This window comes from Photobacterium ganghwense (genome assembly GCF_017329545.1).
In the GTDB taxonomy this organism is placed as follows: Bacteria; Pseudomonadota; Gammaproteobacteria; order Enterobacterales; family Vibrionaceae; genus Photobacterium; species Photobacterium ganghwense.
Genome location: NZ_CP071325.1, coordinates 257,611 through 281,847 on the forward strand (window position 1 = coordinate 257,611; position 24,237 = coordinate 281,847).

Here is a 24,237-nt window from a genome sequence, read left to right on the forward strand (position 1 = left end):
TCTATTTATTTTCGTTTTCCCAGTCGGCAGCTGAAGCTAAATACAATGGGATTGAGCAAGGAAGAAGACGAGTGGTTTCTACAGACAACTTTGGCTCTGAGGTGATGGTCGAGAGTGACCTGATCGAGCCCCGTGCTTTCAGTGAGCATGATTACACGATTTTACGTTCTTACGAGGCGGTGGTAGATGGACTGGCCGCCCTGATCGGCCCGTTCTGTGAGATCGTGCTGCACTCGCTGGCGGATCTGAATACGTCAGCGATTAAGATTGCCAACGGTGAGAATACCGGCCGTAAAGTCGGCTCGCCGATCACAGACCTGGCACTGCGAATGCTGCGGGATATCGAAGGCTCGGAGCGCAATTTCTCCCGCGCCTACTTCACCCGGGCAAAAGGCGGTGCGCTGATGAAATCGATCACCATTGCCATTCGCAATGCGGATAACAGCATCATCGGTCTGCTGTGTATTAACGTCAATCTGGATGCGCCATTCTCGCAAATTCTGCAATCCTTCATGCCAACCGATGAAGCCAAGCAGGCCGCATCGACCGTGAACTTTGCCAGTGATGTGGATGAGCTGGTGGACCAGACCGTTGAGCGAACCATCGAAGAAATCAATGCGGATAAGAACGTGTCGAACAACGCGAAGAACCGTCAGATTGTGATGGAGCTGTTCGATAAAGGGATCTTTGATATCAAAGATGCCATTAACCGCGTGGCTGATCGTCTGAACATTTCCAAGCACACCGTGTATCTGTATATCCGCCAGCGTAAAACCGAGGATGGCGAAAAATGAGCCTGACCTACGTGCTGGTCGTGCAGGGGCCGGCGTACGGTACCCAGGCCGCCCGTTCGGCCTATCAGTTTGCCGAGGCCGTGTTGGCGAAAGGCCATAGCCTGTCCCGGATTTTTTTCTACCAGGACGGTGTGCACAATGGGTCGGCACTGACGGCACCGGCGTCGGATGAGTTCGATCTGGTTGCGGCCTGGCAACAGCTAGCCCGCAGCCATGGCGTTGAGCTGCAAACCTGCGTCGCGGCTGCCCTGCGACGCGGTATTGTGGGTCAGCAGGAAGCCACTCAAAACCAGCTACCGACAACCAATCTGGCGGAAGGTTTTGAACAGGCCGGACTGGGCGGCTTGGCTGAGGCCATGCTGACCGCCGATCGCGTGATTCAGTTTTAACGGAACAACACATGAAAACACTGGGTTTTGTATTTCGCACCGCCCCGCACGGCAGTGCCAGCGGGCGAGAAGGACTGGACGCTGTATTGGCCACTTCGGCTTACAGCGAAGATATCGCGGTCTTTTTCCACGCCGATGGTGTGATGCAGCTGCTGGCAAACCAGACGCCACAAGCGATCCTGTCCCGCGACTATATTGCGACGTTCAAAATGCTGGATCTCTATGACATTGAGCAGATTTATGTCTGCCGCCGTTCACTGGAAGAGCGGGGTGTGGAACCGTCCAGTCTGCTTATCGACGTCACGGTCTGTGAGCCGGAAGTCTTTTCTGCCCACTTGCATGCCTGCCAGCGCATTCTGACTTTCTGAGGCCACTATGCTCCATATCTTCACCAGCTCCCCGTTTCAGAGCCGTGCACTTGAACAAAGTCTGTCGACGATCGTCGCGGATGACGCTGTTCTGCTGATTCAAGATGCAGTTTTAGCCATAACGGCGAATTTTGACGCGCTGACCGTCCTGCGCGATCAGGGCATCACAATTTCTGTCCTGTTACCGGATCTGCACGCCAGAGGGTTGGTAGGTCGCCTGGGGGAGGGTTTTGAAGGCGTTGATTATCAAGGTTTTGTTTCGCTAACCGAAGCTCACGAAACCCAGATGAAATGGGACTAAAACCCGCTAAAAACGGGCGAAACAACCACCGAATTAGCCTGCCTAAGAAATGATCATTTGATTGATCGTTGGTTATATCTTGACACGTTTAGGCGCGATGCCTAAAATTTCGCGTCCTCCTGTTGTTGGGAGGCGGATTTTTCACATTTACGAAAGTAATATTTTCAGGAGCTATTTAATGGCAACTATTAACCAGTTGGTACGTAAGCCACGTGCTAAGCAAGTTGTAAAAAGCAACGTGCCTGCACTAGAAGCGTGCCCACAGAAGCGTGGTGTATGTACTCGTGTATACACTACTACTCCTAAGAAACCAAACTCAGCACTACGTAAAGTGTGCCGTGTTCGTCTGACTAACGGTTTCGAAGTTACTTCATACATCGGTGGTGAAGGCCACAACCTTCAAGAGCACTCAGTTGTTCTGATCCGTGGTGGTCGTGTTAAAGACCTTCCAGGTGTTCGTTACCACACCGTTCGTGGTGCACTTGACTGTGCTGGTGTTAACGACCGTAAACAAGGTCGTTCTAAGTACGGTGTGAAGCGTCCTAAGTCTTAATGGATTTCCGTTAAGTAAGGCCAAACACAAATTATTTTATTTTTGAAGAAACTGAAAAGTTTTGGATAACCTGAAGAAGACAACGGAGAAAATCCATGCCACGTCGTCGCGTAATCGGTCAGCGTAAGATCCTTCCAGATCCAAAGTTCAAATCTGAACTGCTGGCAAAATTCGTTAACATCCTAATGGTTGACGGTAAAAAATCTACTGCAGAAAAAATCGTTTACACTGCACTAGACACAATGGCTGAGCGTTCTGGTGAAGAACAGCTAGCTATCTTCGAAAAAGCTCTTGAAAATGTTCGTCCAGCGGTAGAAGTTAAGTCTCGCCGTGTGGGTGGTTCAACTTACCAGGTTCCAGTAGAAGTACGTCCAGTGCGTCGTAATGCTCTGGCAATGCGTTGGTTGGTTGAAGCTGCGCGTAAGCGTGGTGAAAAATCTATGGCTCAGCGTCTGGCAGCAGAAATGCTGGATGCAGCTGACAACAAAGGTTCTGCTGTTAAGAAACGTGAAGACGTTCACCGTATGGCAGAAGCGAACAAAGCGTTCGCACACTACCGCTGGTAATATACCCGGTAATACCGACCAGGCGCAGCAAGCATGGCTTGCTGCGCCTCACCCGTATTCTAAGGTACCCCTTAGTAAGAGGATACTGCCGTGGCTCGTAAAACGCCTATCGAGCGCTACCGCAACATCGGTATTTGTGCTCACGTTGACGCCGGTAAAACGACAACTACCGAGCGTATCCTGTTCTACACAGGCTTGTCTCACAAGATTGGTGAGGTTCACGACGGCGCAGCTACCATGGACTGGATGGAGCAGGAGCAGGAGCGTGGTATCACAATCACATCTGCTGCAACTACGACCTTCTGGCGTGGTATGGAAGCGCAATTCCCTGAGCACCGCATCAACATCATCGATACCCCTGGACACGTTGACTTTACCATTGAGGTAGAGCGTTCACTGCGTGTGCTTGACGGTGCGGTAGTGGTTTTCTGTGGTTCATCCGGTGTAGAGCCTCAGTCTGAAACCGTTTGGCGTCAGGCTGATAAATACCATGTACCTCGTATGGTATTCGTGAACAAGATGGACCGTGCTGGTGCTGACTTCCTGCGCGTGGTCGAGCAGATTAAAAACCGTCTTGGCGCAAACCCAGTGCCGATTCAATTGAATATTGGTGCTGAAGACGAATTCAAAGGCGTTATCGATCTGATCAAGATGAAGTCTATCAACTGGAATGAAAGCGATCAGGGTATGTCATTTACCTATGAAAGCATTCCGGCCGATATGCTTGAACTTGCAGAAGAATATCGTCAGAACCTGGTAGAAGCTGCCGCTGAAGCCTCTGAAGAACTGATGGACAAATACCTGGAAGAAGGTGAGCTGTCAGAAGCAGAGATTAAAGCTGGTCTGCGTCAGCGTACGCTGGCGAACGAAATCGTACTGGCTACTTGTGGTTCTGCATTTAAGAACAAAGGTGTTCAGGCTGTTCTGGATGCTGTTGTTGAATTCCTGCCTGCACCAACGGACGTGAAATCGATTCGTGGTGAAGATGAGCTCGGTAACGTAATTGAGCGTCATTCAAGCGATGACGAACCGTTCTCTGCGCTGGCATTCAAAATCGCTACTGACCCATTTGTTGGTAGCCTGACCTTCATGCGTGTTTACTCTGGGGTTGTGAATTCAGGTGATACTGTCTACAACTCTGTAAAAGAGAAACGCGAGCGTTTCGGTCGTATCGTACAGATGCACTCGAACAAGCGTGAAGAGATCAAAGAAATTCGCGCCGGCGATATCGCCGCTGCAATCGGTCTGAAAAATGTGACCACCGGTGACACACTGTGTGATCTTGACCATAAAGTAGTTCTAGAGCGTATGGAATTCCCAGAGCCGGTAATCCAGATTGCTGTAGAGCCTCGCTCCAAAGCTGACCAGGAAAGAATGGGTGTCGCGCTGGGTAAACTGGCTGCTGAAGATCCATCGTTCCGTGTTGAAACCGATGACGAATCTGGTCAGACACTGATTTCAGGTATGGGTGAACTGCACCTGGATATCATCGTTGATCGTATGAAGCGTGAGTTCAGCGTTGAATGTAACGTTGGTAAACCTCAGGTGGCGTACCGTGAAACTATCCGTGGTAAAACGGAAGTGGAAGGTAAATTTGTTCGCCAGTCTGGTGGTCGCGGTCAATATGGTCACGTATGGCTGAAAATCGAACCTTCAGAACCAAATGAAGGCTTCGTATTCGTGGATGAAGTTGTTGGTGGTGTGGTACCAAAAGAGTACATCGGTGCTGTTGCTAAAGGTATCGAAGAGCAGATGAATAACGGTGTGTTGGCGGGCTATCCTGTACTGGATGTCAAAGCGACCCTGTTTGACGGCTCTTACCACGACGTTGACTCCAACGAAATGGCATTTAAGATTGCCGGTTCTATGGCCTTCAAGAAGGGTGCCCTGCAGGCGTCCCCAGTGATTCTTGAGCCATTGATGAAAGTTGAAGTAACAACTCCAGAAGATTGGATGGGTGATGTTGTTGGTGACCTGAACCGTCGCCGCGGCATGATCGAAGGTATGGATGAGGGCCCAGCAGGTCTGAAGATCATCCGTGCTAAAGTGCCATTGTCTGCGATGTTTGGTTACGCAACTGACCTGCGTTCAGCGACTCAGGGTCGTGCGTCATACTCTATGGAATTTTGTGAATACGCCGAAGTTCCTAAGAATATCGCCGACGCTATCATCGCAGAGCGTGGTTAATCGCAATATCTGTATTGCGCCAATGGCTGTTGGCGCATAAAATAGCAACTTCTGACGCGCCCCATATTTAATCCGGTGGGGCGTATCACAACTAGGAAGGAACACGATCGTGTCTAAAGAAAAATTTGAACGTACGAAACCGCACGTTAACGTTGGTACTATCGGCCACGTTGACCACGGTAAAACTACTCTGACTGCTGCTATCTGTACTGTACTGGCTAAAGTATACGGCGGCGCAGCGCGTGACTTCGCATCTATCGATAACGCGCCTGAAGAGCGTGAGCGTGGTATCACAATCTCTACTTCTCACGTAGAGTACGATACTCCTACTCGCCACTACGCACACGTAGACTGCCCAGGACACGCCGACTACGTTAAGAACATGATCACCGGTGCTGCTCAGATGGACGGTGGTATCCTAGTTGTTGCTGCTACTGATGGCCCAATGCCACAGACTCGTGAGCACATCCTGCTAGGCCGTCAGGTTGGTATCCCTTACATCATCGTGTTCATGAACAAGTGTGACATGGTTGATGACGAAGAGCTGCTTGAGCTGGTTGAGATGGAAGTTCGTGAACTTCTGTCTGAGTACGACTTCCCAGGCGACGACTGCCCAGTAATCATGGGTTCTGCTCTGGGCGCGCTGAATGGCGAAGCTCAGTGGGAAGAGAAAATCGTTGAGCTGGCTGAAGCACTGGATTCTTACATCCCAGAGCCAGAGCGTGCAATCGACAAGCCGTTCATCCTGCCAATCGAAGACGTATTCTCAATCCAAGGCCGTGGTACTGTTGTAACTGGTCGTGTTGAGCAAGGTATCGTTCGCGTAGGTGACGAAGTAGCAATCGTTGGTATCAAAGATACTATCACGACTACTTGTACTGGCGTTGAGATGTTCCGTAAGCTTCTGGACGAAGGCCGTGCTGGTGAGAACGTTGGTGTTCTTCTGCGTGGTACTAAGCGTGACGAAGTTGAGCGTGGTCAGGTTCTGGCTAAGCCAGGTTCAATCACTCCACACACTACTTTCACTTCAGAAATCTACGTTCTGTCTAAAGACGAAGGTGGCCGTCACACGCCGTTCTTCAAAGGCTACCGTCCACAGTTCTACTTCCGTACTACTGACGTGACTGGTACTATCGAACTGCCAGAAGGCGTTGAGATGGTAATGCCAGGCGACAACGTATCTATGACTGTAACTCTGATCGCGCCAATCGCGATGGACGAAGGTCTACGCTTCGCAATCCGTGAAGGTGGCCGTACAGTTGGTGCTGGTGTTGTTGCTTCGATCATCGCTTAATTTGCGATTGTCTTAAAGACATACCTGAAAAAGGGAGCTTCGGCTCCCTTTTTTGTATTTGTGCCATATGATTCTTCTTTCTTCTTTCTTCTTTCTTCTTTCTTCTTTCTTCAGCGGTTTTGCTGAGGCTGTAATGGCTGCGTGGCGGTACTCATCGTCTTTGTTACTGATGAATGCACTTCGTTAAAGGCGTCGCTGCATGACACACATCCATTCTCTAACTCGCAATTAGGGGCACTTTTTATGCTGATGTTAGACTGATACCGTCAATACCAAAACGTGTCTTAGTTAGTCTACATAGATGTAGTTATATTCATTTGGGGAATACCTCGGGGTATATACATCTTAAATGGTATAAAAACTCACCACCCTATAACTAGTAATGAAAACAATTCTTGTTTATATTTGCTGTGTTAATTAAGGCGATGGAGTGAGTATGTACGTTTGTCTTTGCCACGGTATTTCCGATAAAAAAATTATTAAACTGACTCAGCAAGAAGGAATTACCGACATTCGTGGAATCCGTCAGGTGACTCCGCTGGGTTCGCAGTGTGGCAAGTGCATTCGCCAGGCTAAAACGATTATTGAACAGACCCTAACCCCCAGTTATAAAAAAGCCTGCTAATCAAACGGCTGCTTTTTGACACTCAACTGATCGGTTCTATGCTTTATAGAACTGACAGAGGAGTGTTTTGTAATGAAAGCTGATCCGAAAATCATCCAACACCTCAACAAGGTCCTCGGCAACGAACTCGTTGCAATCAATCAGTATTTCCTTCATGCCCGGATGTACAAGGACTGGGGGCTAAAGCATCTGGCAAAAAAAGAATATGATGAGTCTATTGATGAGATGAACCATGCGGATCATCTGATTGAGCGGATTTTATTTCTCGAAGGTATCCCAAACTTACAAGACCTCGGAAAGCTTAATATTGGTGAAGACACTCAGGAAATGCTGGAGTGTGACTTAGCATTAGAGATGGCGGCTATACCTGATTTGAGAGATGCCATCGCCTATGCAGAAGAGGTGAGGGATTATGTGTCTCGCGATCTGTTCCAGGACATTCTTGAAGATGAAGAAGAGCATGTCGACTGGTTGGAAACTCAGCTCGATCTGATTGAGCGGATGGGTATTGCAAATTACAACCAGGCTCAGATTGTCGACGAGGATTAACGGTCAGCCGAGCGACATTGTATTCGTGCCATATAGTCGAATCCAACAGTGGGGCAGGGCAGCGATTATCGCTGCCCTGTTTCTTTATGGCCGATAGCTGTTACTGAGGCGCATTCGGGCAAGGCCTCGTAAGCGATATCCATTGGTTGACGATTATTTTTGCAGCATTACTTGCGTTCCTTTTTGTGACCTGTATAATGCTCGCCACTGCTGAGGTAAACCTCCTAAGTGTGCAGTTGTGAACCAATGAGCGTTGAGGAAGAGGTCGCTAGTCGATCTGGTTAATGTATACTCTGACTTATGTTCGCAGTCATTTAATTGACTGACAATGTGTCCGATATGGATGCTACGTTCACATAAATCAATCGGCATTCTCTCGTCTTAACGAGTCTGAGTGGCGATATTGTTTGTGTAAATTTTTATATTTGGAGCTCTGTCTCATGCAGAACCAACGTATTCGTATCCGCCTGAAGGCGTTCGATCACCGTTTGATCGATCAGTCAACTGCGGAAATCGTTGAAACAGCTAAGCGTACTGGCGCGCAGGTTAAGGGTCCAATCCCTCTACCTACTCGCAAAGAGCGTTTCACTGTTCTTATTTCTCCACACGTTAATAAGGACGCACGTGACCAGTACGAAATCCGTACTCACAAGCGCCTTATCGACATCGTTGAGCCAACAGACAAGACTGTTGATGCTCTTATGCGTCTAGACCTAGCTGCTGGCGTTGATGTTCAAATCAGCCTAGGTTAATGGGGAGATAAGAGAATGATTGGTCTAATCGGTCGTAAAGTGGGCATGACCCGCGTATTTACCGAAGATGGCGTTTCTATCCCAGTAACTGTGGTTGAAGTTGAAGCGAACCGTGTTTCTCAGGTTAAAACTGTTGAAACTGACGGCTACAACGCAATCCAGGTAACTGCTGGTGCAAAGAAAGCTAACCGTGTTTCTAAGCCAGAAGCTGGCCACTTTGCGAAAGCAGGTGTTGAAGCTGGTCGCGGTCTTTGGGAATTCCGTCTAGAGAACAACGAAGAGTTCGCTGTTGGCGCTGAGCTGACTGTTGAGCTGTTCAACGAAATTCAGAAAGTAGACGTTACTGGTACATCTAAGGGTAAAGGTTTCCAAGGTGCTGTTAAGCGCTGGAACTTCCGTACTCAAGATATGACCCACGGTAACTCCTTGTCTCACCGTGCTCCTGGTTCTATCGGTCAATGTCAGACTCCAGGTCGCGTATTTAAAGGCAAGAAAATGGCTGGTCACATGGGTGCTGAGCGTGTAACGACTCAAAACCTAGAGATCGTACGTGTTGACGCTGAGCGCAACCTGCTTCTTATTAAAGGTGCAGTCCCAGGCGCAACTGGCGGTAACGTGATCGTTAAACCAGCTGTTAAAGCGTAACGTCGAGGAGTTAGTAATGGAATTGGTAGTCAAAGGCGCTGACGCGCTAACTGTCTCCGAAACTACTTTTGGGCGTGAGTTTAATGAAGCGCTTGTACATCAGGTAGTTGTTGCTTATGCAGCAGGTGCTCGTCAAGGTACTCGTGCTCAGAAAACCCGTTCTGACGTTTCTGGTGGTGGCGCTAAGCCATGGCGCCAGAAAGGTACAGGTCGCGCTCGTGCAGGTACAATCCGTAGCCCACTATGGCGTACCGGTGGTGTAACTTTCGCTGCTCGTCCACAAGACCACAGCCAGAAAGTTAACAAGAAAATGTACCGTGGTGCGATGAAGAGCATCCTGTCTGAACTAGTACGTCAAGAGCGTCTGGTTGTTGTAGACAGCTTCTCAATCGAAGCACCAAAAACTAAAGCGCTGGTTGCTAAGCTGAAAGAGCTTGAGCTGACTGACGCGCTGATCGTAACTGGCGAACTAGATGAGAATCTGTTCCTGGCTGCACGTAACCTATACAAAGTAGACGTTCGTGATGCTAAGGCAATCGACCCAGTTAGCTTGATCGCTTTCGATAAAGTTGTGATGACTGCTGATGCAGTTAAACAAGTTGAGGAGATGCTGGCATGATCACTGAAGAGCGTATCCTGAAAGTTCTGCGTGCTCCGCACATCTCTGAAAAAGCGACTATGGCTGCAGAAAACGGTAACACTATCGTTTTCAAAGTAGCGATGAACGCAACTAAGAAAGAGATCAAAGCAGCAGTTGAAAAACTGTTCGAGGTTGAAGTTAAGTCTGTAAATACTCTTATCACTAAGGGTAAGACCAAGCGTCAAGGCATGCGTCAAGGCCGTCGTTCAGACGTGAAGAAAGCGTATGTGATCTTGAAAGAAGGTCAAGACATCGACTTCGCTGGTAGTGCAGAGTAAGGCTAGGAGCAAAGAAGAATGGCTATTGTAAAATGTAAGCCGACTTCCCCAGGTCGTCGCCACGTAGTTAAAGTGGTTAACTCTGACCTGCATAAGGGTAAGCCGTACGCACCACTGCTAGAGAAAAAATCTAAGACTGGTGGTCGTAACAACAACGGTCGTATCACAGTACGTCACATCGGTGGTGGTAACAAAAATGCTTACCGTATCATTGACTTCAAACGTACTAAAGATGGCATCCCAGCGAAAGTTGAGCGTCTAGAATACGATCCAAACCGTAGTGCAAACATCGCTCTGGTACTATACGCAGACGGTGAACGCCGCTACATCATCGCGCCTAAAGGCCTGCAGGCTGGTGACGCTATCCAGTCTGGTGAAGATGCTGCGATCAAAGTTGGTAACACTTTACCAATGCGCAACATCCCAGTAGGTTCAACAGTACACTGTGTTGAACTGAAGCCTGGTAAAGGTGCTCAGCTGGCTCGTTCAGCTGGTGCATACGCTCAGATCGTTGCTCGTGCAGGCACTTACGTGACTCTGCGTCTGCGTTCTGGTGAGATGCGTAAAGTTCTTGCTGATGGTCGTGCGACTCTTGGTGAAGTTGGTAACGCAGAACACATGCTACGTGAACTAGGTAAAGCTGGTGCTTCACGTTGGCGCGGTGTTCGTCCAACTGTACGTGGTGTTGTAATGAACCCAGTTGACCACCCACACGGTGGTGGTGAAGGTCGTACTTCTGGTGGTCGTCACCCAGTGACACCATGGGGTGTACCGACTAAGGGTTACAAAACTCGTAAGAACAAACGTACCGACAAGTACATCGTACGTCGTCGTAACAAGTAATTTATATCAGAGGATAAGCCATGCCACGTTCTCTCAAGAAAGGTCCTTTTATTGACCTGCACTTGCTGAAGAAGGTAGAGAAAGCGGTGGAAAGCGGTGACAAGAAGCCTGTTAAGACTTGGTCCCGTCGCTCAATGATCATCCCTCAGATGATCGGTTTGACCATCGCTGTCCATAATGGTCGTCAGCACGTTCCTGTTTTCGTTTCTGAAGAAATGATCGGTCACAAGCTAGGCGAATTTGCACCAACACGCACTTACCGCGGTCACGCTGCGGATAAGAAAGCTAAGAAGCGCTAAGAGGAGTATAGGTAATGGAAGCTATCGCTAAACATCGCTTTGCTCGCATCTCACCGCAGAAAGCACGTTTGGTTGCAGATCAACTGCGCGGTAAGCCAGTTGCACAAGCTCTAGAAATTCTGACTTTCAGCAACAAAAAAGCTGCTGATCTGATCAAGAAAGTTCTAGAGTCTGCTATCGCTAACGCAGAACACAACGAAGGCGCAGACATCGACGATCTGAATGTTGCGAAAATCTTCGTTGATGAAGGTCCTACCATGAAGCGTATTATGCCTCGTGCTAAAGGCCGTGCCGATCGCATCTTGAAGCGTTCTAGCCACATCACTGTTGTTGTAGCAGACCGCTAAGAGACTAGGAGAGAAAGCAATGGGTCAAAAAGTACATCCTAATGGTATTCGTCTTGGCATCGTTAAGCCATGGAATACCACTTGGTTTGCTAACAGCCAAGAGTTCGCTGACAACCTAGACGGCGACTTCAAGGTACGTCAGTTCCTAACTAAGGAACTAGCAAAAGCGTCTCTGTCACGCATCGTTATCGAGCGTCCTGCTAAGAGCATCCGTGTAACTATTCACACTGCTCGTCCAGGCGTTGTAATCGGTAAGAAAGGCGAAGACGTAGAAAAACTACGTGCACGTGTTGCTCAGATCGCTGGTGTTCCAGCTCAGATCAACATCGCAGAAGTACGTAAGCCTGAGCTAGACGGTCAACTAGTTGCAGACAGCATCGCGTCTCAGCTAGAGCGTCGCGTTATGTTCCGTCGCGCTATGAAGCGTGCAGTACAGAACGCTATGCGCCTTGGCGCTAAAGGTATCAAAGTAGAAGTAAGCGGCCGTCTAGGCGGTGCTGAAATCGCACGTTCTGAGTGGTACCGTGAAGGTCGTGTACCTCTACACACTCTTCGTGCTGACATTGATTACGCAACTTCTTCGGCTCACACCCAATACGGTGTAATTGGCGTTAAAGTTTGGATCTTCAAAGGTGAAGTTCTGGGCGGCATGCCAGTTGAAGAGCCAAAGGCTGACAAGCCTAAGAAGCAGCGCAAAGGCCGTAAATAAGGAGTTTATTGATGCTGCAACCTAAACGCACTAAATTCCGCAAGACTCATAAGGGTCGTAACCGCGGTCTAGCGAACGGTACTGACGTAAGCTTCGGTACATTTGGTCTTAAAGCAGTTGGCCGTGGCCGTATTACTGCTCGCCAGATCGAAGCAGCTCGTCGTGCGATGACTCGTCACATCAAACGTCAGGGCCAAATCTGGATTCGTATCTTCCCAGACAAACCAATTACATCTAAGCCTCTTGAAGTTCGTCAAGGTAAAGGTAAAGGTAACGTTGAGTACTGGGTAGCTCAAATCCAACCTGGTAAAGTTCTGTACGAAATGGATGGTGTTCCTGAAGCACTGGCTCGTGAAGCATTCGATCTTGCTGCACGTAAGCTACCTATCAAGACAACATTCGTAACAAAGGCGGTGATGTGATGAAAGCACAAGATCTGCGCGCTAAAAGCGTTGAAGAACTGAATGCTGAGCTTGTGAACCTGCTGCGCGAGCAGTTCAACCTGCGCATGCAGGCTGCAACTGGTCAGCTTCAGCAAACTCACACTCTGAAAGCTGTACGTCGCGATATCGCACGTGTTAAAACCGTTCTGACTGAGAAGGCGGACGCATAATGAGCGAGAAAATTCGTACTCAGCTTGGTCGCGTAGTTAGCGACAAGATGGACAAGTCTATCGTTGTTGCAATCGAGCGTAAGGTGAAACACCCAATCTACGGTAAGTACATCACTCGCACGACTAAGCTTCACGCACATGATGAGAACAACGAGTGTGGCATCGGCGACACAGTTGAGATTCGTGAGTGCCGTCCACTGTCTAAGAACAAATCTTGGACTCTGGTACGTGTAGTAGAAAAAGCTCGCATCTAAGCGGTCTTAGCTACGACATAACTGAGCGGCCCCGAAAATTTTTGGGGCCGTTTATTTTTTGTCTACCCATCGGGCGAAAAGAGTGTTATCATTCGCCGCCTTTGTAGAAAAGGCAAAGCGACCCGTGATGGGTCTAGATGTTTTAAATTAGCGGAGCACTAACATGATCCAAATGCAAACTATGCTGGATGCAGCCGATAACTCCGGCGCACGTAGCGTAATGTGTATTAAGGTTCTGGGTGGTTCACACCGTCGCTATGCACATATCGGTGACATCATCAAAGTTACTGTTAAGGAAGCGATTCCACGCGGTAAAGTTAAAAAGGGTGATGTACTGAAAGCGGTGGTTGTGCGCACTCGTAAAGGCGTACGTCGTCCAGACGGCTCTGTCATTCGTTTTGACCGTAATGCTTGCGTACTGTTGAACAACACAACTGAGCAACCAATCGGTACTCGTATTTTTGGCCCTGTGACTCGCGAGCTTCGTGGCGATAAGTTCATGAAGATCGTTTCACTAGCGCCTGAAGTACTGTAAGGAGTAACTCAAATGGCAGCTAAAATCCGTCGTAACGACGAAGTTATCGTTCTTACTGGTAAAGATAAAGGTAAGAAAGGTAAAGTAACTAAGGTTCTAGCAACCGGTAAAGTTATCGTTGAAGGTATCAACCTGGTTAAGAAGCACCAGAAGCCTGTTCCGGCTATGGGCATCCAGGGTGGCATCGTTGAAAAAGAAGCGGCAATTGAAGCTTCTAACGTTGCAATCGTTAACGGTGAAGGTAAAGCGGACCGTGTAGGCTTCCGATTTGAAGACGGCAAAAAAGTACGTTTCTTCAAGTCGACTGGCGAAACTATTAAGTAATTTTGGAGTAGTACTATGGCGAAACTGCATGATTACTACAAAGAGACTATTGTAAAAGAACTTGCTGAAAAGTTCGAATACAAGAGCATCATGCAAGTCCCAAGGATCGAGAAAATCACACTTAACATGGGTGTGGGTGACGCGATCAACGACAAGAAACTTCTTGAAAACGCAGCTGCTGACATGACTGCAATCGCAGGTCAGAAACCGCTAATCACGAAGGCTCGTAAGTCTGTTGCTGGCTTTAAGATCCGTGAGGGCTACCCTATTGGCTGTAAAGTAACTCTACGTGGCGAACGTATGTGGGACTTTTTCGAGCGTCTAATCACTATTGCTGTACCTCGTATTCGCGATTTCCGTGGTCTAAACCCGAAATCATTCGATGGTCGTGGTAACTACAGCATGGGCGTTCGTGAGCAGATTATCTTCCCAGAGATCGATTACGATAAAGTTGATCGTGTACGTGGTCTAGACATCACTATCACGACTTCAGCTAACTCTGACGAAGAAGCTCGTGCTCTGCTATCTGCTTTTAACTTCCCATTTCGTAAGTAAAAGTAAGGGTTACTAATGGCTAAAGAATCCATGAAGGCGCGCGAAGTAAAACGCGCCAAGCTAGTAGCTAAGTTCGCTGAAAAGCGTGCAGCGCTTAAAGCTCTAATTAAAGACGTGAATGCGTCTGAAGAAGATCGCTGGGATGCAGTGCTAAAACTTCAGTCACTACCACGTGATTCTGCTAAGTCTCGTCAGCGTAACCGCTGTAACCAGACTGGTCGTCCACACGGCTACCTACGTAAGTTCGGCCTATGCCGTATCAAGGTTCGTGAAGCTTGCATGAAAGGCGAGATTCCGGGTCTGCGTAAAGCAAGCTGGTAATTTGTTTACCAAATTTGAATCACGGAGTAATTGACTTATGAGCATGCAAGATCCGATTTCGGATATGCTGACCCGCATTCGTAACGGTCAGGCAGCGAAAAAAGTTGCTGTTAAAATGCCATCTTCTAAGCTGAAAGTTGCTATTGCAGAGCTGCTGAAAGAAGAAGGTTATGTGGCTGACTACACTGTATCTGGTGAAGTTAAGCCTGAGCTAGAAGTGACTCTTAAGTACTTCGAAGCTAACCCAGTTATCGAGCAAATCCAACGTGTATCACGTCCTGGTCTGCGCATCTACAAGAAAAAAGATGCTCTACCATCAGTGATGGGCGGCCTGGGTATTGCCGTTGTATCCACTTCCAAGGGTCTGATGACCGACCGCGCTGCTCGTAAAGCAGGTCTTGGCGGTGAGATTATCTGCTACGTAGCTTAATAGGAGTAGGAAATGTCTCGTGTTGCAAAAGCACCAGTAGTTATTCCTGCCGGCGTAGAAGTTAAGCTTAACGGTCAGGAAATCACTGTGAAGGGTGGTAAGGGCGAACTAACTCGCACTATCCACGAAGCAGTTGTTCTTTCTCAAGAAGAGAACAAGATCTCTTTCGGACCTCGTGAAGGTTTCGAAAAAGCTTGGGCACAAGCAGGTACTGCTCGTGCACTAGTTAACAACATGGTTGTTGGTGTTACTGAAGGCTATACCAAGAAGCTAGTTCTTAAGGGTGTAGGTTACCGTGCTGCTATCAAAGGCAACGCTGTAGGTCTGACTCTTGGCTTCTCTCACCCAGTAGAGCACGAACTACCAGCAGGCATCAAAGCTGAATGTCCATCTCAGACTGAAATCGTACTGACTGGTACTGATAAGCAGCTGATCGGTCAAGTAGCTGCTGATATTCGCGCTTACCGTAGCCCTGAGCCTTACAAAGGTAAAGGTGTTCGTTACGCCGACGAAGTTGTGCGTACTAAAGAAGCTAAGAAGAAGTAAGGTAACACTATGGATAAGAAAGCATCTCGTATCCGTCGTGCGACCCGTGCACGTCGTAAGATTGCTGAACTGGGTGCAACTCGCCTAGTTGTACACCGTACTCCACGTCACGTGTACGCTCAGGTTATCGCACCAAACGGTTCTGAAGTTATCGCAGCCGCTTCTACAGTAGAAAAAGCGATCCGTGAGCAAGTTAAGAGCACCGGTAACAAAGACGCTGCTGCAGTTGTAGGTAAAGCTATTGCTGAGCGCGCGATTGAAAAAGGCATCTCTAACGTTGCATTCGATCGTTCTGGTTTCCAATACCACGGCCGTGTCGCTGCACTAGCAGAAGCTGCTCGTGAAGCTGGTCTGAAATTCTAAGGTAGGCGGAAGATGGCTAACGAAAAAACTCAATCAGATTTGCATGAAAAGCTGATCGCTGTTAACCGTGTATCTAAGACGGTTAAAGGTGGTCGTATTTTCAGCTTTACTGCACTAACTGTTGTTGGTGACGGTAACGGTCGCGTTGGTTTCGGTTACGGCAAGGCACGTGAAGTTCCTGCTGCAATCCAGAAAGCGATGGAAAAAGCACGCCGTAACATGGTTACTGTAGCCCTGAACGAAGGTACTCTACACCACGCTGTTAAAGGCCGCCACACTGGTTCTAAAGTGTACATGCAGCCTGCATCAGAAGGTACTGGTATCATCGCCGGTGGTGCTATGCGTGCAGTGCTGGAAGTTGCGGGTGTTCGTAACGTTCTGGCGAAAGCATACGGCTCTACAAACCCAATCAACATCGTTCGCGCGACTATTGACGGTTTGAGTGGCATGAACTCTCCAGAAATGATCGCTGCGAAGCGTGGTCTTTCTGTTAAAGAAATTCTGGAGTAATCGACATGGCTAAGACTATTAAAGTGACGCAGACCAAGAGCTCAATCGGTCGTCTGCCGAAGCACAAAGCTACTTTGCGTGGCCTGGGCCTTCGTCGCATCAACCACACTGTAGAACTTGAAGATACACCGTGCGTACGCGGTATGATCAACAAGGTTTACTACATGGTTAAAGTTGAGGAGTAATCAGAATGCGTTTGAATACTCTATCACCGGCTGCGGGCTCTAAGCCTTCTGCGAAGCGCGTAGGTCGTGGTATCGGTTCAGGTCTGGGTAAAACTTGTGGCCGTGGTCACAAAGGTCAGAAATCACGTTCAGGTGGTTCTGTACGTCCAGGCTTTGAAGGCGGTCAAATGCCTTTGAAACAGCGTCTACCAAAATTCGGTTTTACTTCTCGTAAGAGCCTGGTAACAGCTGAAGTTCGTCTAGCTGAGCTAGCGAAAGTTGAAGGTGACGTAGTAAGCCTAGAAACACTGAAAGCAGCGAACGTTATCACTAAGAACATCGAAGTAGTAAAGATTGTTCTGTCTGGTGAAATCGCTCGTTCAGTAACAGTGAAAGGTTTACGCGTTACTAAAGGCGCTAAAGCTGCGATCGAAGCTGCAGGCGGTAAAATCGAGGAATAATTAACTCGAGGATGAGGTACAGATGGCTAAACAACCAGGACAAGATTTTCGTAGTGCCAAAGGTGGCCTAGCAGAGCTTAAGTCCCGCCTATTCTTTGTATTAGGTGCGATCTTAATTTTCCGAGCAGGCTCTTTTGTGCCTATTCCTGGTATTGACGCTGCTGTACTTGCCGATCTGTTCGAACAGCAGAAAGGCACCATCATTGAACTGTTTAACATGTTTTCTGGTGGTGCTCTTGAGCGTGCTTCCATCTTAGCACTGGGTATCATGCCGTATATTTCGGCATCGATTATTGTTCAGTTGCTGACGGTTGTTCATCCGGCACTGGCCGAATTGAAGAAGGAAGGGGAGTCTGGCCGACGTAAAATCAGTCAGTACACCCGCTACGGCACGCTCGTTTTGGCAACCTTCCAAGCAATTGGTATTGCAACAGGGTTACCAAGTATGATCCCTGGCTTGGTCATTAATCCAGGCCTTGGATTCTACTTTGTTGCGGTTGTGAGTTTGGTTACTGGTACCATGTTCTTAATGTGGTTAGGTGAGCAAATTACAGAGCGTGGCATTGGTAACGGTATATCTCTGATTATCTTCACAGGTATCGTTGCAGGTCTGCCGCCAGCTATTGGACAGACAGTGGAGCAAGCGCGTCAAGGTGAATTGCACGTACTTCTTCTGCTTTTAATTGCAGTAATTTCTTTCGCTGTAATCTACTTTGTAGTGTTTATGGAACGTGGTCAGCGTCGTATCGTCGTTAACTACGCTAAGCGTCAACAAGGCCGTCGTGTCTTCGCCGCACAAAGCACTCACCTGCCGTTGAAAATCAACATGGCAGGCGTAATTCCAGCGATTTTTGCATCAAGTATTATTCTGTTTCCGGGTACACTAGCTCAGTGGTTCGGTCAGAATGAAAACCTAGGCTGGCTAAGTGATATTTCGCTGGCATTGAGCCCAGGTCAACCACTTTATGTGATGCTTTATGCAGCTGCGATTATCTTCTTCTGTTTCTTCTATACCGCGTTGGTGTTCAACCCTCGCGAGACAGCAGATAACTTGAAGAAGTCTGGTGCATTCGTACCTGGTATTCGCCCGGGCGAACAGACCGCAAAATACATTGATAAAGTGATGACTCGCCTGACATTGGCTGGCGCGTTGTATATCACCTTTATCTGTCTGATCCCCGAGTTTATGATGATTGCATGGAATGTCCGCTTCTACTTTGGCGGTACTTCACTACTGATTGTAGTTGTAGTCATTATGGACTTCATGGCTCAAGTTCAGACACATTTGATGTCTCAACAATATGAGTCTGTGTTGAAAAAGGCTAATCTTAAAGGCTCAAGCCGTTAAGAGTGGTTTATCCTATTTACGGAGTTTAGCAATGAAAGTTCGTGCTTCCGTTAAGAAAATCTGCCGTAACTGTAAAGTTATCAAGCGCAACGGTGTTGTGCGTGTAATTTGCAGTGAGCCAAAGCACAAACAGCGCCAAGGCTAATTAGCAGAAATATTTCTTGCAAATTGAAGGTAGGTTGGCTAAATTAGCCAACCAATCTTTTGTGTGTGCAAAAGAATTGTTCCACCGCTGCGTATCCTAAACGGGCTTTGCAGCGGTTATTCTTGAAAAGTACTAGGAGTGAATAGTGGCCCGTATTGCAGGCATTAACATTCCTGATCATAAACATTCTGTAATCGCTCTTACTGCGATCTACGGTATCGGTAAAACTCGCTCAAAAGCTATCCTAGCTGAAGCGGGTATCGCTGAAAGTGTTAAGATCAGTGAACTATCTGAAGAGCAGATCGATCTACTGCGTGATGGTGTAGCTAAGTACACTGTAGAAGGTGATCTACGTCGTGAAGTTTCCATGAACATCAAGCGTCTAATGGACCTTGGTTGTTACCGTGGTCTTCGTCATCGTCGCAGTCTACCACTACGTGGACAGCGTACTAAAACCAACGCACGTACCCGTAAGGGTCCGCGCAAGCCGATCAAGAAATAATCGGAAGGGTAGAGTACAATGGCTAAACAACCAACTCGCGCTCGTAAGCGCGTACGTAAGCAAGTTGCTGATGGCGTTGCGCACATCCATGCTTCTTTCAATAACACAATCGTAACCATTACTGACCGTCAGGGTAACGCTCTATCTTGGGCTACTGCAGGTGGTTCTGGCTTCCGTGGTTCTCGTAAATCTACTCCGTTCGCTGCACAGGTTGCTGCTGAGCGTTGTGGTGAAATGGCCAAAGAATATGGCGTTAAGAACCTGGAAGTTATGGTTAAGGGCCCAGGTCCAGGTCGTGAGTCTACTATCCGCGCTCTAAACGCTGCGGGTTTCCGTATCACTAACATTGTTGATGCGACTCCGATCCCTCATAACGGTTGTCGTCCACCTAAGAAACGTCGCGTATAACGTTTGCGTTTCTAGGAAAACTGGAGAAAGAACATGGCAAGATATTTGGGTCCTAAGCTGAAGCTTAGCCGTCGTGAAGGCACAGACTTGTTCCTTAAGTCTGGTGTACGCGCGATTGATACCAAGTGTAAAATTGATAATGCACCGGGTATGCACGGTGCGCGTCGCGGTCGTCTGTCTGACTACGGCGTTCAGCTTCGTGAGAAGCAAAAAGTTCGTCGTACTTACGGCGTACTAGAGAAGCAATTCCGTAACTACTACAAAGAAGCTGCTCGCCTGAAAGGCAACACTGGTGAAAACCTGCTGCAACTTCTAGAAGGTCGTCTGGATAACGTAGTTTACCGCATGGGCTTTGGCGCAACTCGCGCGGAAGCACGTCAGCTGGTAAGCCACAAAGCGATCCTAGTTAACGGTAAAGTCGTAAACGTTCCTTCTTTCAAGGTAGCGGCAAACGACGTTGTTAGCGTTCGTGAGAAAGCTAAGAACCAAGCACGCATCAAAGCAGCTCTTGAAGTTGCTACTCAGCGTGAACTACCAACTTGGGTCGAAGTAGACAGCAGCAAGATGGAAGGTACGTTCAAGCGTCTTCCAGAGCGTTCTGATTTGTCTGCCGACATCAACGAACACCTGATCGTCGAGCTTTACTCTAAGTAAGGCTATAGTTAAGAGAGGACACAATGCAGGGTTCTGTAACAGAATTTCTTAAGCCACGTCTTGTTGATATTGAACAAGTTAACACGACGCACGCAAAAGTAACTCTTGAGCCACTAGAGCGTGGTTTTGGCCACACTCTGGGCAACGCTCTACGTCGTATTCTTCTATCTTCTATGCCGGGTTGTGCCGTTACTGAAGTAGAAATCGACGGTGTGTTACACGAGTACAGCACCAAAGAAGGAGTACAGGAAGATATTCTTGAAATCCTTCTAAACCTTAAAGGCCTAGCCGTTAAGGTTGAGGGTAAAGATGAAGTTATCATTACTCTGAACAAATCTGGTGCAGGCCCTGTTGTTGCAGGTGACATCACCCACGACGGTGATGTTGAGATTGCGAACCCAGAACACGTAATCTGCCACCTAACTGATGACAATGCTGAAATCAGCATGCGCATCAAGGTAGAGCGTGGTCGTGGCTACGTACCGGCGTCTGCTCGTATTCACACAGAAGAAGACGAGCGCCCAATTGGCCGTCTGTTAGTTGACGCAACTTTCAGCCCAGTTGACCGTATCGCATACAGCGTTGAAGCAGCACGTGTTGAACAGCGTACTGACCTAGATAAGCTGGTTATCGATATGGAGACTAACGGTACTCTTGACCCTGAGGAAGCTATTCGTCGCGCAGCTACTATTCTAGCTGAGCAACTGGATGCATTCGTAGATCTGCGTGATGTACGAGTTCCTGAAGAGAAAGAAGAGAAGCCGGAGTTCGATCCGATCCTACTGCGTCCTGTAGACGATCTTGAACTAACTGTTCGCTCTGCTAACTGTTTGAAAGCAGAAGCGATCCACTACATCGGTGATCTCGTTCAGCGTACTGAGGTTGAGCTTCTTAAAACGCCTAACCTGGGTAAGAAGTCTTTGACAGAAATCAAAGACGTGCTGGCATCACGTGGCCTGTCTCTGGGTATGCGCCTAGAAAATTGGCCGCCAGCATCAATTGCTGAAGATTAATAGTTACTGATATCTAGTTAGAAGGATTAGGTCATGCGCCATCGTAAGAGTGGTCGTCAACTCAACCGCAACAGCAGCCATCGCAAAGCGATGTTCAGCAACATGGCTGGCTCTCTGGTACGTCACGAACTTATCAAGACTACCCTGCCTAAGGCAAAAGAGCTGCGTCGCGTAATTGAGCCATTGATTACCCTAGCTAAGACTGACAGTGTTGCTAACCGTCGTCTGGCATTCGCACGTACTCGTGACAACGAAGTAGTTGCGAAACTATTTAACGAACTAGGTCCACGCTTTGCTCAGCGTCCAGGCGGTTACACTCGCATCATGAAATGCGGTTTCCGTGCTGGCGATAAAGCTCCTATGGCTTACATCGAGCTAGTAGACCGTCCTGAAGTTCAGGAAGAAGCAGCTGCTGAATAAGCACTAGCTACTAGTTAAATATAAGAAGCCGAGTCATCTTGACTCGGCTTTTTTATATAACTCTACTTATCTACTTATCTACTTATCTACTTATCTACTTATCTACTTATCTACTTATTCATTACTCTTCTTTCACTTTAGCCAATCCTTTTTCTTTCGGAACAGGGCTTCAGAATGGTTTTCAACGTTCAAAAGTATTTAAAAGCCTGAATAGGGGAGTGGTGGGCTTTTTGTGTGCTGATTTCAGCTTGTTGATTGTTATTTCGCCTGTTGGCGTTTTTTCTTATTTTTCTTGTTGCCATTTGTTCTTTGCTCTCTATAATGCCGCCTCACTGACACGGAATAACTCGAAGTTACACGTGTTAGCCGGCAGCAGAATCGGTTGAAAAAAGTGTTTGACACTGAAGTCTGATTCGCTAGAATGGCTGCCCTGTTCAACGTGATGCGAAAGCAAAGCTTGGATATGTTCTTTAACAATTTGACCATGCAATCTGTGTGGGCACTCGTGAACTGATAGTCAAAAAGATTTATCGATGAACTGAGTGACCAATTCAAAATGACTTCGGTTATTTTGGCACAGTCAATTTAATTCAGTATTCATCGAGCCAAAACTTTAATTGAAGAGTTTGATCATGGCTCAGATTGAACGCTGGCGGCAGGCCTAACACATGCAAGTCGAGCGGCAGCGACAACATTGACCCTTCGGGGGATTTGTTGGGCGGCGAGCGGCGGACGGGTGAGTAATGCCTGGGAACATGCCTTAGTGTGGGGGATAACCATTGGAAACGATGGCTAATACCGCATAATCTCTACGGAGCAAAGAGGGGGACCTTCGGGCCTCTCGCGCTAAGATTGGCCCAGGTGGGATTAGCTAGTAGGTGGGGTAACGGCTCACCTAGGCGACGATCCCTAGCTGGTCTGAGAGGATGATCAGCCACACTGGAACTGAGACACGGTCCAGACTCCTACGGGAGGCAGCAGTGGGGAATATTGCACAATGGGGGAAACCCTGATGCAGCCATGCCGCGTGTGTGAAGAAGGCCTTCGGGTTGTAAAGCACTTTCAGCAGTGAGGAAGGCGGTATCGTTAATAGCGGTATTGTTTGACGTTAGCTGCAGAAGAAGCACCGGCTAACTCCGTGCCAGCAGCCGCGGTAATACGGAGGGTGCGAGCGTTAATCGGAATTACTGGGCGTAAAGCGCATGCAGGCGGCTTGTTAAGCCAGATGTGAAAGCCCGGGGCTCAACCTCGGAATCGCATTTGGAACTGGCAGGCTAGAGTCTTGTAGAGGGGGGTAGAATTTCAGGTGTAGCGGTGAAATGCGTAGAGATCTGAAGGAATACCGGTGGCGAAGGCGGCCCCCTGGACAAAGACTGACGCTCAGATGCGAAAGCGTGGGGAGCAAACAGGATTAGATACCCTGGTAGTCCACGCCGTAAACGATGTCTACTTGGAGGTTGGTGTCTTGAACACTGGCTTTCGGAGCTAACGCGTTAAGTAGACCGCCTGGGGAGTACGGTCGCAAGATTAAAACTCAAATGAATTGACGGGGGCCCGCACAAGCGGTGGAGCATGTGGTTTAATTCGATGCAACGCGAAGAACCTTACCTACTCTTGACATCCACGGAATCCTGCAGAGATGCGGGAGTGCCTTCGGGAACCGTGAGACAGGTGCTGCATGGCTGTCGTCAGCTCGTGTTGTGAAATGTTGGGTTAAGTCCCGCAACGAGCGCAACCCTTATCCTTGTTTGCCAGCACTTCGGGTGGGAACTCCAGGGAGACTGCCGGTGATAAACCGGAGGAAGGTGGGGACGACGTCAAGTCATCATGGCCCTTACGAGTAGGGCTACACACGTGCTACAATGGCATATACAGAGGGCAGCAAGACCGCGAGGTGGAGCGAATCCCACAAAGTATGTCGTAGTCCGGATTGGAGTCTGCAACTCGACTCCATGAAGTCGGAATCGCTAGTAATCGTGGATCAGAATGCCACGGTGAATACGTTCCCGGGCCTTGTACACACCGCCCGTCACACCATGGGAGTGGGCTGCACCAGAAGTAGATAGCTTAACCTTCGGGGGGGCGTTTACCACGGTGTGGTTCATGACTGGGGTGAAGTCGTAACAAGGTAGCCCTAGGGGAACCTGGGGCTGGATCACCTCCTTACCTAAAGACTGCGCTTTGCGTAGTGTCCACACAGATTGCTTGGTCGAAATGTAAAAGACAGATGTGTCCCATTCGTCTAGAGGCCTAGGACACCGCCCTTTCACGGCGGTAACAGGGGTTCGACTCCCCTATGGGACGCCACTTTCTAACTGCACTTGTGAGTGTGATTAGAAAGTGGCTGCCGCAAGGCAAACACATGCTCTTTAACAATCTGGAAAGCTGACTAGTAATTCGATTCATACGAATCGAAATTATTGTTTCTCGAAAGAGAAACGAGTTCTCAAGCAATACACATTCAAGTGTCTTGTGTAAGAAGAGTCCGGCAAAACAAACTAACCATCTTAACTCAGATGGAAAAACCTTGGT

General features: G+C 48.3%; 38 protein-coding genes, 1 tRNA gene and 1 rRNA gene. All 40 read left to right on the forward strand.

Annotated features, from left to right (window positions below; all coding sequences use genetic code 11):
- The first annotated feature begins 71 nt into the window (after positions 1-71).
- The 40 genes from FH974_RS01225 to FH974_RS01420 all read left to right on the forward strand — a co-directional run bounded on the left by FH974_RS01225 (position 72) and on the right by FH974_RS01420 (position 24,012).
- Positions 72-794 (forward strand): helix-turn-helix transcriptional regulator, encoded by a 723-nt coding sequence (locus FH974_RS01225; RefSeq protein WP_047887129.1) that lies wholly within the window; start codon positions 72-74, stop codon positions 792-794.
- The gene (tusD, locus tag FH974_RS01230; RefSeq protein ID WP_047887128.1) at positions 791-1,183 is read left to right on the forward strand and encodes a sulfurtransferase complex subunit TusD; all 393 of its coding nucleotides are present in this window, start codon (positions 791-793) and stop codon (positions 1,181-1,183) included. Before FH974_RS01225 ends, tusD begins: the two co-directional genes overlap by 4 nt.
- An 11-nt stretch (positions 1,184-1,194) precedes the next feature.
- The gene (tusC, locus tag FH974_RS01235; protein ID WP_047887127.1) at positions 1,195-1,551 is read left to right on the forward strand and encodes a sulfurtransferase complex subunit TusC; all 357 of its coding nucleotides are present in this window, start codon (positions 1,195-1,197) and stop codon (positions 1,549-1,551) included.
- A 7-nt stretch (positions 1,552-1,558) separates the two neighbouring features.
- Positions 1,559-1,852, forward strand: coding sequence for a sulfurtransferase complex subunit TusB (gene tusB, locus FH974_RS01240; protein WP_047887126.1), 294 nt, complete (start codon positions 1,559-1,561; stop codon positions 1,850-1,852).
- A 178-nt stretch (positions 1,853-2,030) separates the two neighbouring features.
- Positions 2,031-2,405: a 30S ribosomal protein S12 gene (rpsL, locus tag FH974_RS01245; protein WP_004399892.1), complete on the forward strand. Its 375-nt coding sequence runs from the start codon at positions 2,031-2,033 to the stop codon at positions 2,403-2,405.
- A 95-nt stretch (positions 2,406-2,500) separates the two neighbouring features.
- Positions 2,501-2,971: a 30S ribosomal protein S7 gene (rpsG, locus tag FH974_RS01250; RefSeq protein WP_047887125.1), complete on the forward strand. Its 471-nt coding sequence runs from the start codon at positions 2,501-2,503 to the stop codon at positions 2,969-2,971.
- Between the two features lie 90 nt (positions 2,972-3,061).
- Positions 3,062-5,158 carry an elongation factor G gene (gene fusA / locus FH974_RS01255; RefSeq protein ID WP_047887124.1) on the forward strand — a complete coding sequence of 699 codons (2,097 nt, stop codon included), beginning with the start codon at positions 3,062-3,064 and terminating at the stop codon, positions 5,156-5,158.
- A gap of 109 nt (positions 5,159-5,267) precedes the next feature.
- Entirely contained in the window at positions 5,268-6,452 is a 1,185-nt protein-coding gene (gene tuf, locus FH974_RS01260; RefSeq protein ID WP_107193913.1) for an elongation factor Tu, read from the forward strand.
- A gap of 436 nt (positions 6,453-6,888) precedes the next feature.
- Positions 6,889-7,077: a (2Fe-2S)-binding protein gene (locus FH974_RS01265; RefSeq protein WP_047885231.1), complete on the forward strand. Its 189-nt coding sequence runs from the start codon at positions 6,889-6,891 to the stop codon at positions 7,075-7,077.
- Positions 7,078-7,149: 72 nt separating this feature from the next.
- Complete coding sequence (gene bfr / locus FH974_RS01270; RefSeq protein ID WP_047885230.1) at positions 7,150-7,626, forward strand: bacterioferritin; 477 nt, start codon at positions 7,150-7,152, stop codon at positions 7,624-7,626.
- Between the two features lie 440 nt (positions 7,627-8,066).
- Complete coding sequence (gene rpsJ / locus FH974_RS01275; RefSeq protein ID WP_002541412.1) at positions 8,067-8,378, forward strand: 30S ribosomal protein S10; 312 nt, start codon at positions 8,067-8,069, stop codon at positions 8,376-8,378.
- A 15-nt stretch (positions 8,379-8,393) separates the two neighbouring features.
- Positions 8,394-9,023 carry a 50S ribosomal protein L3 gene (rplC, locus tag FH974_RS01280; protein WP_047885229.1) on the forward strand — a complete coding sequence of 210 codons (630 nt, stop codon included), beginning with the start codon at positions 8,394-8,396 and terminating at the stop codon, positions 9,021-9,023.
- Between the two features lie 16 nt (positions 9,024-9,039).
- Positions 9,040-9,642 carry a 50S ribosomal protein L4 gene (gene rplD, locus FH974_RS01285; RefSeq protein WP_047885228.1) on the forward strand — a complete coding sequence of 201 codons (603 nt, stop codon included), beginning with the start codon at positions 9,040-9,042 and terminating at the stop codon, positions 9,640-9,642.
- A complete protein-coding gene (rplW, locus tag FH974_RS01290) occupies positions 9,639-9,941 on the forward strand; it encodes a 50S ribosomal protein L23 (RefSeq protein WP_047876489.1) in 303 nt (100 codons plus the stop codon). The genes rplD and rplW overlap by 4 nt, the downstream gene beginning before the upstream one ends.
- Before the next feature lie 18 nt (positions 9,942-9,959).
- Positions 9,960-10,784 carry a 50S ribosomal protein L2 gene (gene rplB, locus FH974_RS01295; RefSeq protein ID WP_047885227.1) on the forward strand — a complete coding sequence of 275 codons (825 nt, stop codon included), beginning with the start codon at positions 9,960-9,962 and terminating at the stop codon, positions 10,782-10,784.
- A 20-nt stretch (positions 10,785-10,804) separates the two neighbouring features.
- On the forward strand, positions 10,805-11,083 hold the full coding sequence (gene rpsS, locus FH974_RS01300; protein WP_007469141.1) for a 30S ribosomal protein S19: 279 nt from the start codon (positions 10,805-10,807) through the stop codon (positions 11,081-11,083).
- Positions 11,084-11,097: 14 nt separating this feature from the next.
- On the forward strand, positions 11,098-11,430 hold the full coding sequence (rplV, locus tag FH974_RS01305; RefSeq protein ID WP_047885226.1) for a 50S ribosomal protein L22: 333 nt from the start codon (positions 11,098-11,100) through the stop codon (positions 11,428-11,430).
- A 19-nt stretch (positions 11,431-11,449) separates the two neighbouring features.
- Entirely contained in the window at positions 11,450-12,139 is a 690-nt protein-coding gene (rpsC, locus tag FH974_RS01310) for a 30S ribosomal protein S3 (RefSeq protein WP_047885225.1), read from the forward strand.
- An 11-nt stretch (positions 12,140-12,150) separates the two neighbouring features.
- Entirely contained in the window at positions 12,151-12,561 is a 411-nt protein-coding gene (rplP, locus tag FH974_RS01315; protein WP_047885224.1) for a 50S ribosomal protein L16, read from the forward strand.
- Positions 12,561-12,752, forward strand: coding sequence for a 50S ribosomal protein L29 (rpmC, locus tag FH974_RS01320; protein ID WP_047885223.1), 192 nt, complete (start codon positions 12,561-12,563; stop codon positions 12,750-12,752). Before rplP ends, rpmC begins: the two co-directional genes overlap by 1 nt.
- The gene (rpsQ, locus tag FH974_RS01325) at positions 12,752-13,006 is read left to right on the forward strand and encodes a 30S ribosomal protein S17 (RefSeq protein ID WP_047885222.1); all 255 of its coding nucleotides are present in this window, start codon (positions 12,752-12,754) and stop codon (positions 13,004-13,006) included. Before rpmC ends, rpsQ begins: the two co-directional genes overlap by 1 nt.
- 163 nt (positions 13,007-13,169) lie before the next feature.
- Complete coding sequence (gene rplN / locus FH974_RS01330; protein WP_047885221.1) at positions 13,170-13,541, forward strand: 50S ribosomal protein L14; 372 nt, start codon at positions 13,170-13,172, stop codon at positions 13,539-13,541.
- Positions 13,542-13,553: 12 nt separating this feature from the next.
- A complete protein-coding gene (gene rplX / locus FH974_RS01335; RefSeq protein WP_047885220.1) occupies positions 13,554-13,865 on the forward strand; it encodes a 50S ribosomal protein L24 in 312 nt (103 codons plus the stop codon).
- A gap of 15 nt (positions 13,866-13,880) precedes the next feature.
- A complete protein-coding gene (gene rplE / locus FH974_RS01340; RefSeq protein WP_047885219.1) occupies positions 13,881-14,420 on the forward strand; it encodes a 50S ribosomal protein L5 in 540 nt (179 codons plus the stop codon).
- Between the two features lie 15 nt (positions 14,421-14,435).
- A complete protein-coding gene (gene rpsN, locus FH974_RS01345) occupies positions 14,436-14,741 on the forward strand; it encodes a 30S ribosomal protein S14 (protein ID WP_047885218.1) in 306 nt (101 codons plus the stop codon).
- Between the two features lie 37 nt (positions 14,742-14,778).
- A complete protein-coding gene (gene rpsH / locus FH974_RS01350) occupies positions 14,779-15,171 on the forward strand; it encodes a 30S ribosomal protein S8 (protein WP_047885217.1) in 393 nt (130 codons plus the stop codon).
- A 12-nt stretch (positions 15,172-15,183) separates the two neighbouring features.
- Complete coding sequence (gene rplF, locus FH974_RS01355) at positions 15,184-15,717, forward strand: 50S ribosomal protein L6 (protein WP_047885216.1); 534 nt, start codon at positions 15,184-15,186, stop codon at positions 15,715-15,717.
- A gap of 9 nt (positions 15,718-15,726) precedes the next feature.
- Complete coding sequence (rplR, locus tag FH974_RS01360) at positions 15,727-16,080, forward strand: 50S ribosomal protein L18 (protein ID WP_007469105.1); 354 nt, start codon at positions 15,727-15,729, stop codon at positions 16,078-16,080.
- A gap of 12 nt (positions 16,081-16,092) precedes the next feature.
- Positions 16,093-16,590 (forward strand): 30S ribosomal protein S5, encoded by a 498-nt coding sequence (gene rpsE / locus FH974_RS01365; RefSeq protein ID WP_047885215.1) that lies wholly within the window; start codon positions 16,093-16,095, stop codon positions 16,588-16,590.
- A 5-nt stretch (positions 16,591-16,595) separates the two neighbouring features.
- Positions 16,596-16,775, forward strand: coding sequence for a 50S ribosomal protein L30 (gene rpmD / locus FH974_RS01370; RefSeq protein ID WP_047885214.1), 180 nt, complete (start codon positions 16,596-16,598; stop codon positions 16,773-16,775).
- 5 nt (positions 16,776-16,780) lie between these two features.
- Complete coding sequence (gene rplO, locus FH974_RS01375; RefSeq protein WP_047885213.1) at positions 16,781-17,215, forward strand: 50S ribosomal protein L15; 435 nt, start codon at positions 16,781-16,783, stop codon at positions 17,213-17,215.
- Positions 17,216-17,237: 22 nt separating this feature from the next.
- Positions 17,238-18,563 carry a preprotein translocase subunit SecY gene (gene secY / locus FH974_RS01380; protein WP_047885212.1) on the forward strand — a complete coding sequence of 442 codons (1,326 nt, stop codon included), beginning with the start codon at positions 17,238-17,240 and terminating at the stop codon, positions 18,561-18,563.
- Positions 18,564-18,594: 31 nt separating this feature from the next.
- A complete protein-coding gene (gene rpmJ, locus FH974_RS01385; protein WP_000868186.1) occupies positions 18,595-18,708 on the forward strand; it encodes a 50S ribosomal protein L36 in 114 nt (37 codons plus the stop codon).
- A gap of 145 nt (positions 18,709-18,853) precedes the next feature.
- Entirely contained in the window at positions 18,854-19,210 is a 357-nt protein-coding gene (gene rpsM, locus FH974_RS01390; protein ID WP_047885211.1) for a 30S ribosomal protein S13, read from the forward strand.
- Positions 19,211-19,228: 18 nt separating this feature from the next.
- A complete protein-coding gene (gene rpsK, locus FH974_RS01395) occupies positions 19,229-19,618 on the forward strand; it encodes a 30S ribosomal protein S11 (RefSeq protein WP_005370963.1) in 390 nt (129 codons plus the stop codon).
- A gap of 33 nt (positions 19,619-19,651) precedes the next feature.
- Positions 19,652-20,272, forward strand: coding sequence for a 30S ribosomal protein S4 (rpsD, locus tag FH974_RS01400; protein WP_047885210.1), 621 nt, complete (start codon positions 19,652-19,654; stop codon positions 20,270-20,272).
- Positions 20,273-20,295: 23 nt separating this feature from the next.
- Positions 20,296-21,285: a DNA-directed RNA polymerase subunit alpha gene (locus tag FH974_RS01405; protein WP_047885209.1), complete on the forward strand. Its 990-nt coding sequence runs from the start codon at positions 20,296-20,298 to the stop codon at positions 21,283-21,285.
- A gap of 33 nt (positions 21,286-21,318) precedes the next feature.
- Positions 21,319-21,705, forward strand: coding sequence for a 50S ribosomal protein L17 (rplQ, locus tag FH974_RS01410; protein WP_047885208.1), 387 nt, complete (start codon positions 21,319-21,321; stop codon positions 21,703-21,705).
- Positions 21,706-22,319: 614 nt separating this feature from the next.
- Positions 22,320-23,871, forward strand: a 16S ribosomal RNA gene (locus FH974_RS01415).
- A 65-nt stretch (positions 23,872-23,936) separates the two neighbouring features.
- A tRNA-Glu gene (locus tag FH974_RS01420) sits at positions 23,937-24,012 on the forward strand.
- The last annotated feature ends 225 nt before the right edge of the window (positions 24,013-24,237 follow it).

What these genes read in the sequence shown, in the direction of transcription:
- tusD (WP_047887128.1), top strand. Translation starts at nt 791, where the DNA reads ATGAGCCTGACCTACGTGCTGGTCGTGCAGGGGCCGGCGTACGGTACC.
- tusC (WP_047887127.1), top strand. Translation starts at nt 1,195, where the DNA reads ATGAAAACACTGGGTTTTGTATTTCGCACCGCCCCGCACGGCAGTGCC.
- tusB (WP_047887126.1), top strand. Translation starts at nt 1,559, where the DNA reads ATGCTCCATATCTTCACCAGCTCCCCGTTTCAGAGCCGTGCACTTGAA.
- rpsL (WP_004399892.1), top strand. Translation starts at nt 2,031, where the DNA reads ATGGCAACTATTAACCAGTTGGTACGTAAGCCACGTGCTAAGCAAGTT.
- rpsG (WP_047887125.1), top strand. Translation starts at nt 2,501, where the DNA reads ATGCCACGTCGTCGCGTAATCGGTCAGCGTAAGATCCTTCCAGATCCA.
- FH974_RS01265 (WP_047885231.1), top strand. Translation starts at nt 6,889, where the DNA reads ATGTACGTTTGTCTTTGCCACGGTATTTCCGATAAAAAAATTATTAAA.
- bfr (WP_047885230.1), top strand. Translation starts at nt 7,150, where the DNA reads ATGAAAGCTGATCCGAAAATCATCCAACACCTCAACAAGGTCCTCGGC.
- rpsJ (WP_002541412.1), top strand. Translation starts at nt 8,067, where the DNA reads ATGCAGAACCAACGTATTCGTATCCGCCTGAAGGCGTTCGATCACCGT.
- rplC (WP_047885229.1), top strand. Translation starts at nt 8,394, where the DNA reads ATGATTGGTCTAATCGGTCGTAAAGTGGGCATGACCCGCGTATTTACC.
- rplD (WP_047885228.1), top strand. Translation starts at nt 9,040, where the DNA reads ATGGAATTGGTAGTCAAAGGCGCTGACGCGCTAACTGTCTCCGAAACT.
- rplW (WP_047876489.1), top strand. Translation starts at nt 9,639, where the DNA reads ATGATCACTGAAGAGCGTATCCTGAAAGTTCTGCGTGCTCCGCACATC.
- rplB (WP_047885227.1), top strand. Translation starts at nt 9,960, where the DNA reads ATGGCTATTGTAAAATGTAAGCCGACTTCCCCAGGTCGTCGCCACGTA.
- rpsS (WP_007469141.1), top strand. Translation starts at nt 10,805, where the DNA reads ATGCCACGTTCTCTCAAGAAAGGTCCTTTTATTGACCTGCACTTGCTG.
- rplV (WP_047885226.1), top strand. Translation starts at nt 11,098, where the DNA reads ATGGAAGCTATCGCTAAACATCGCTTTGCTCGCATCTCACCGCAGAAA.
- rpsC (WP_047885225.1), top strand. Translation starts at nt 11,450, where the DNA reads ATGGGTCAAAAAGTACATCCTAATGGTATTCGTCTTGGCATCGTTAAG.
- rplP (WP_047885224.1), top strand. Translation starts at nt 12,151, where the DNA reads ATGCTGCAACCTAAACGCACTAAATTCCGCAAGACTCATAAGGGTCGT.
- rpmC (WP_047885223.1), top strand. Translation starts at nt 12,561, where the DNA reads ATGAAAGCACAAGATCTGCGCGCTAAAAGCGTTGAAGAACTGAATGCT.
- rpsQ (WP_047885222.1), top strand. Translation starts at nt 12,752, where the DNA reads ATGAGCGAGAAAATTCGTACTCAGCTTGGTCGCGTAGTTAGCGACAAG.
- rplN (WP_047885221.1), top strand. Translation starts at nt 13,170, where the DNA reads ATGATCCAAATGCAAACTATGCTGGATGCAGCCGATAACTCCGGCGCA.
- rplX (WP_047885220.1), top strand. Translation starts at nt 13,554, where the DNA reads ATGGCAGCTAAAATCCGTCGTAACGACGAAGTTATCGTTCTTACTGGT.
- rplE (WP_047885219.1), top strand. Translation starts at nt 13,881, where the DNA reads ATGGCGAAACTGCATGATTACTACAAAGAGACTATTGTAAAAGAACTT.
- rpsN (WP_047885218.1), top strand. Translation starts at nt 14,436, where the DNA reads ATGGCTAAAGAATCCATGAAGGCGCGCGAAGTAAAACGCGCCAAGCTA.
- rpsH (WP_047885217.1), top strand. Translation starts at nt 14,779, where the DNA reads ATGAGCATGCAAGATCCGATTTCGGATATGCTGACCCGCATTCGTAAC.
- rplF (WP_047885216.1), top strand. Translation starts at nt 15,184, where the DNA reads ATGTCTCGTGTTGCAAAAGCACCAGTAGTTATTCCTGCCGGCGTAGAA.
- rplR (WP_007469105.1), top strand. Translation starts at nt 15,727, where the DNA reads ATGGATAAGAAAGCATCTCGTATCCGTCGTGCGACCCGTGCACGTCGT.
- rpsE (WP_047885215.1), top strand. Translation starts at nt 16,093, where the DNA reads ATGGCTAACGAAAAAACTCAATCAGATTTGCATGAAAAGCTGATCGCT.
- rpmD (WP_047885214.1), top strand. Translation starts at nt 16,596, where the DNA reads ATGGCTAAGACTATTAAAGTGACGCAGACCAAGAGCTCAATCGGTCGT.
- rplO (WP_047885213.1), top strand. Translation starts at nt 16,781, where the DNA reads ATGCGTTTGAATACTCTATCACCGGCTGCGGGCTCTAAGCCTTCTGCG.
- secY (WP_047885212.1), top strand. Translation starts at nt 17,238, where the DNA reads ATGGCTAAACAACCAGGACAAGATTTTCGTAGTGCCAAAGGTGGCCTA.
- rpmJ (WP_000868186.1), top strand. Translation starts at nt 18,595, where the DNA reads ATGAAAGTTCGTGCTTCCGTTAAGAAAATCTGCCGTAACTGTAAAGTT.
- rpsK (WP_005370963.1), top strand. Translation starts at nt 19,229, where the DNA reads ATGGCTAAACAACCAACTCGCGCTCGTAAGCGCGTACGTAAGCAAGTT.
- rpsD (WP_047885210.1), top strand. Translation starts at nt 19,652, where the DNA reads ATGGCAAGATATTTGGGTCCTAAGCTGAAGCTTAGCCGTCGTGAAGGC.
- FH974_RS01405 (WP_047885209.1), top strand. Translation starts at nt 20,296, where the DNA reads ATGCAGGGTTCTGTAACAGAATTTCTTAAGCCACGTCTTGTTGATATT.
- rplQ (WP_047885208.1), top strand. Translation starts at nt 21,319, where the DNA reads ATGCGCCATCGTAAGAGTGGTCGTCAACTCAACCGCAACAGCAGCCAT.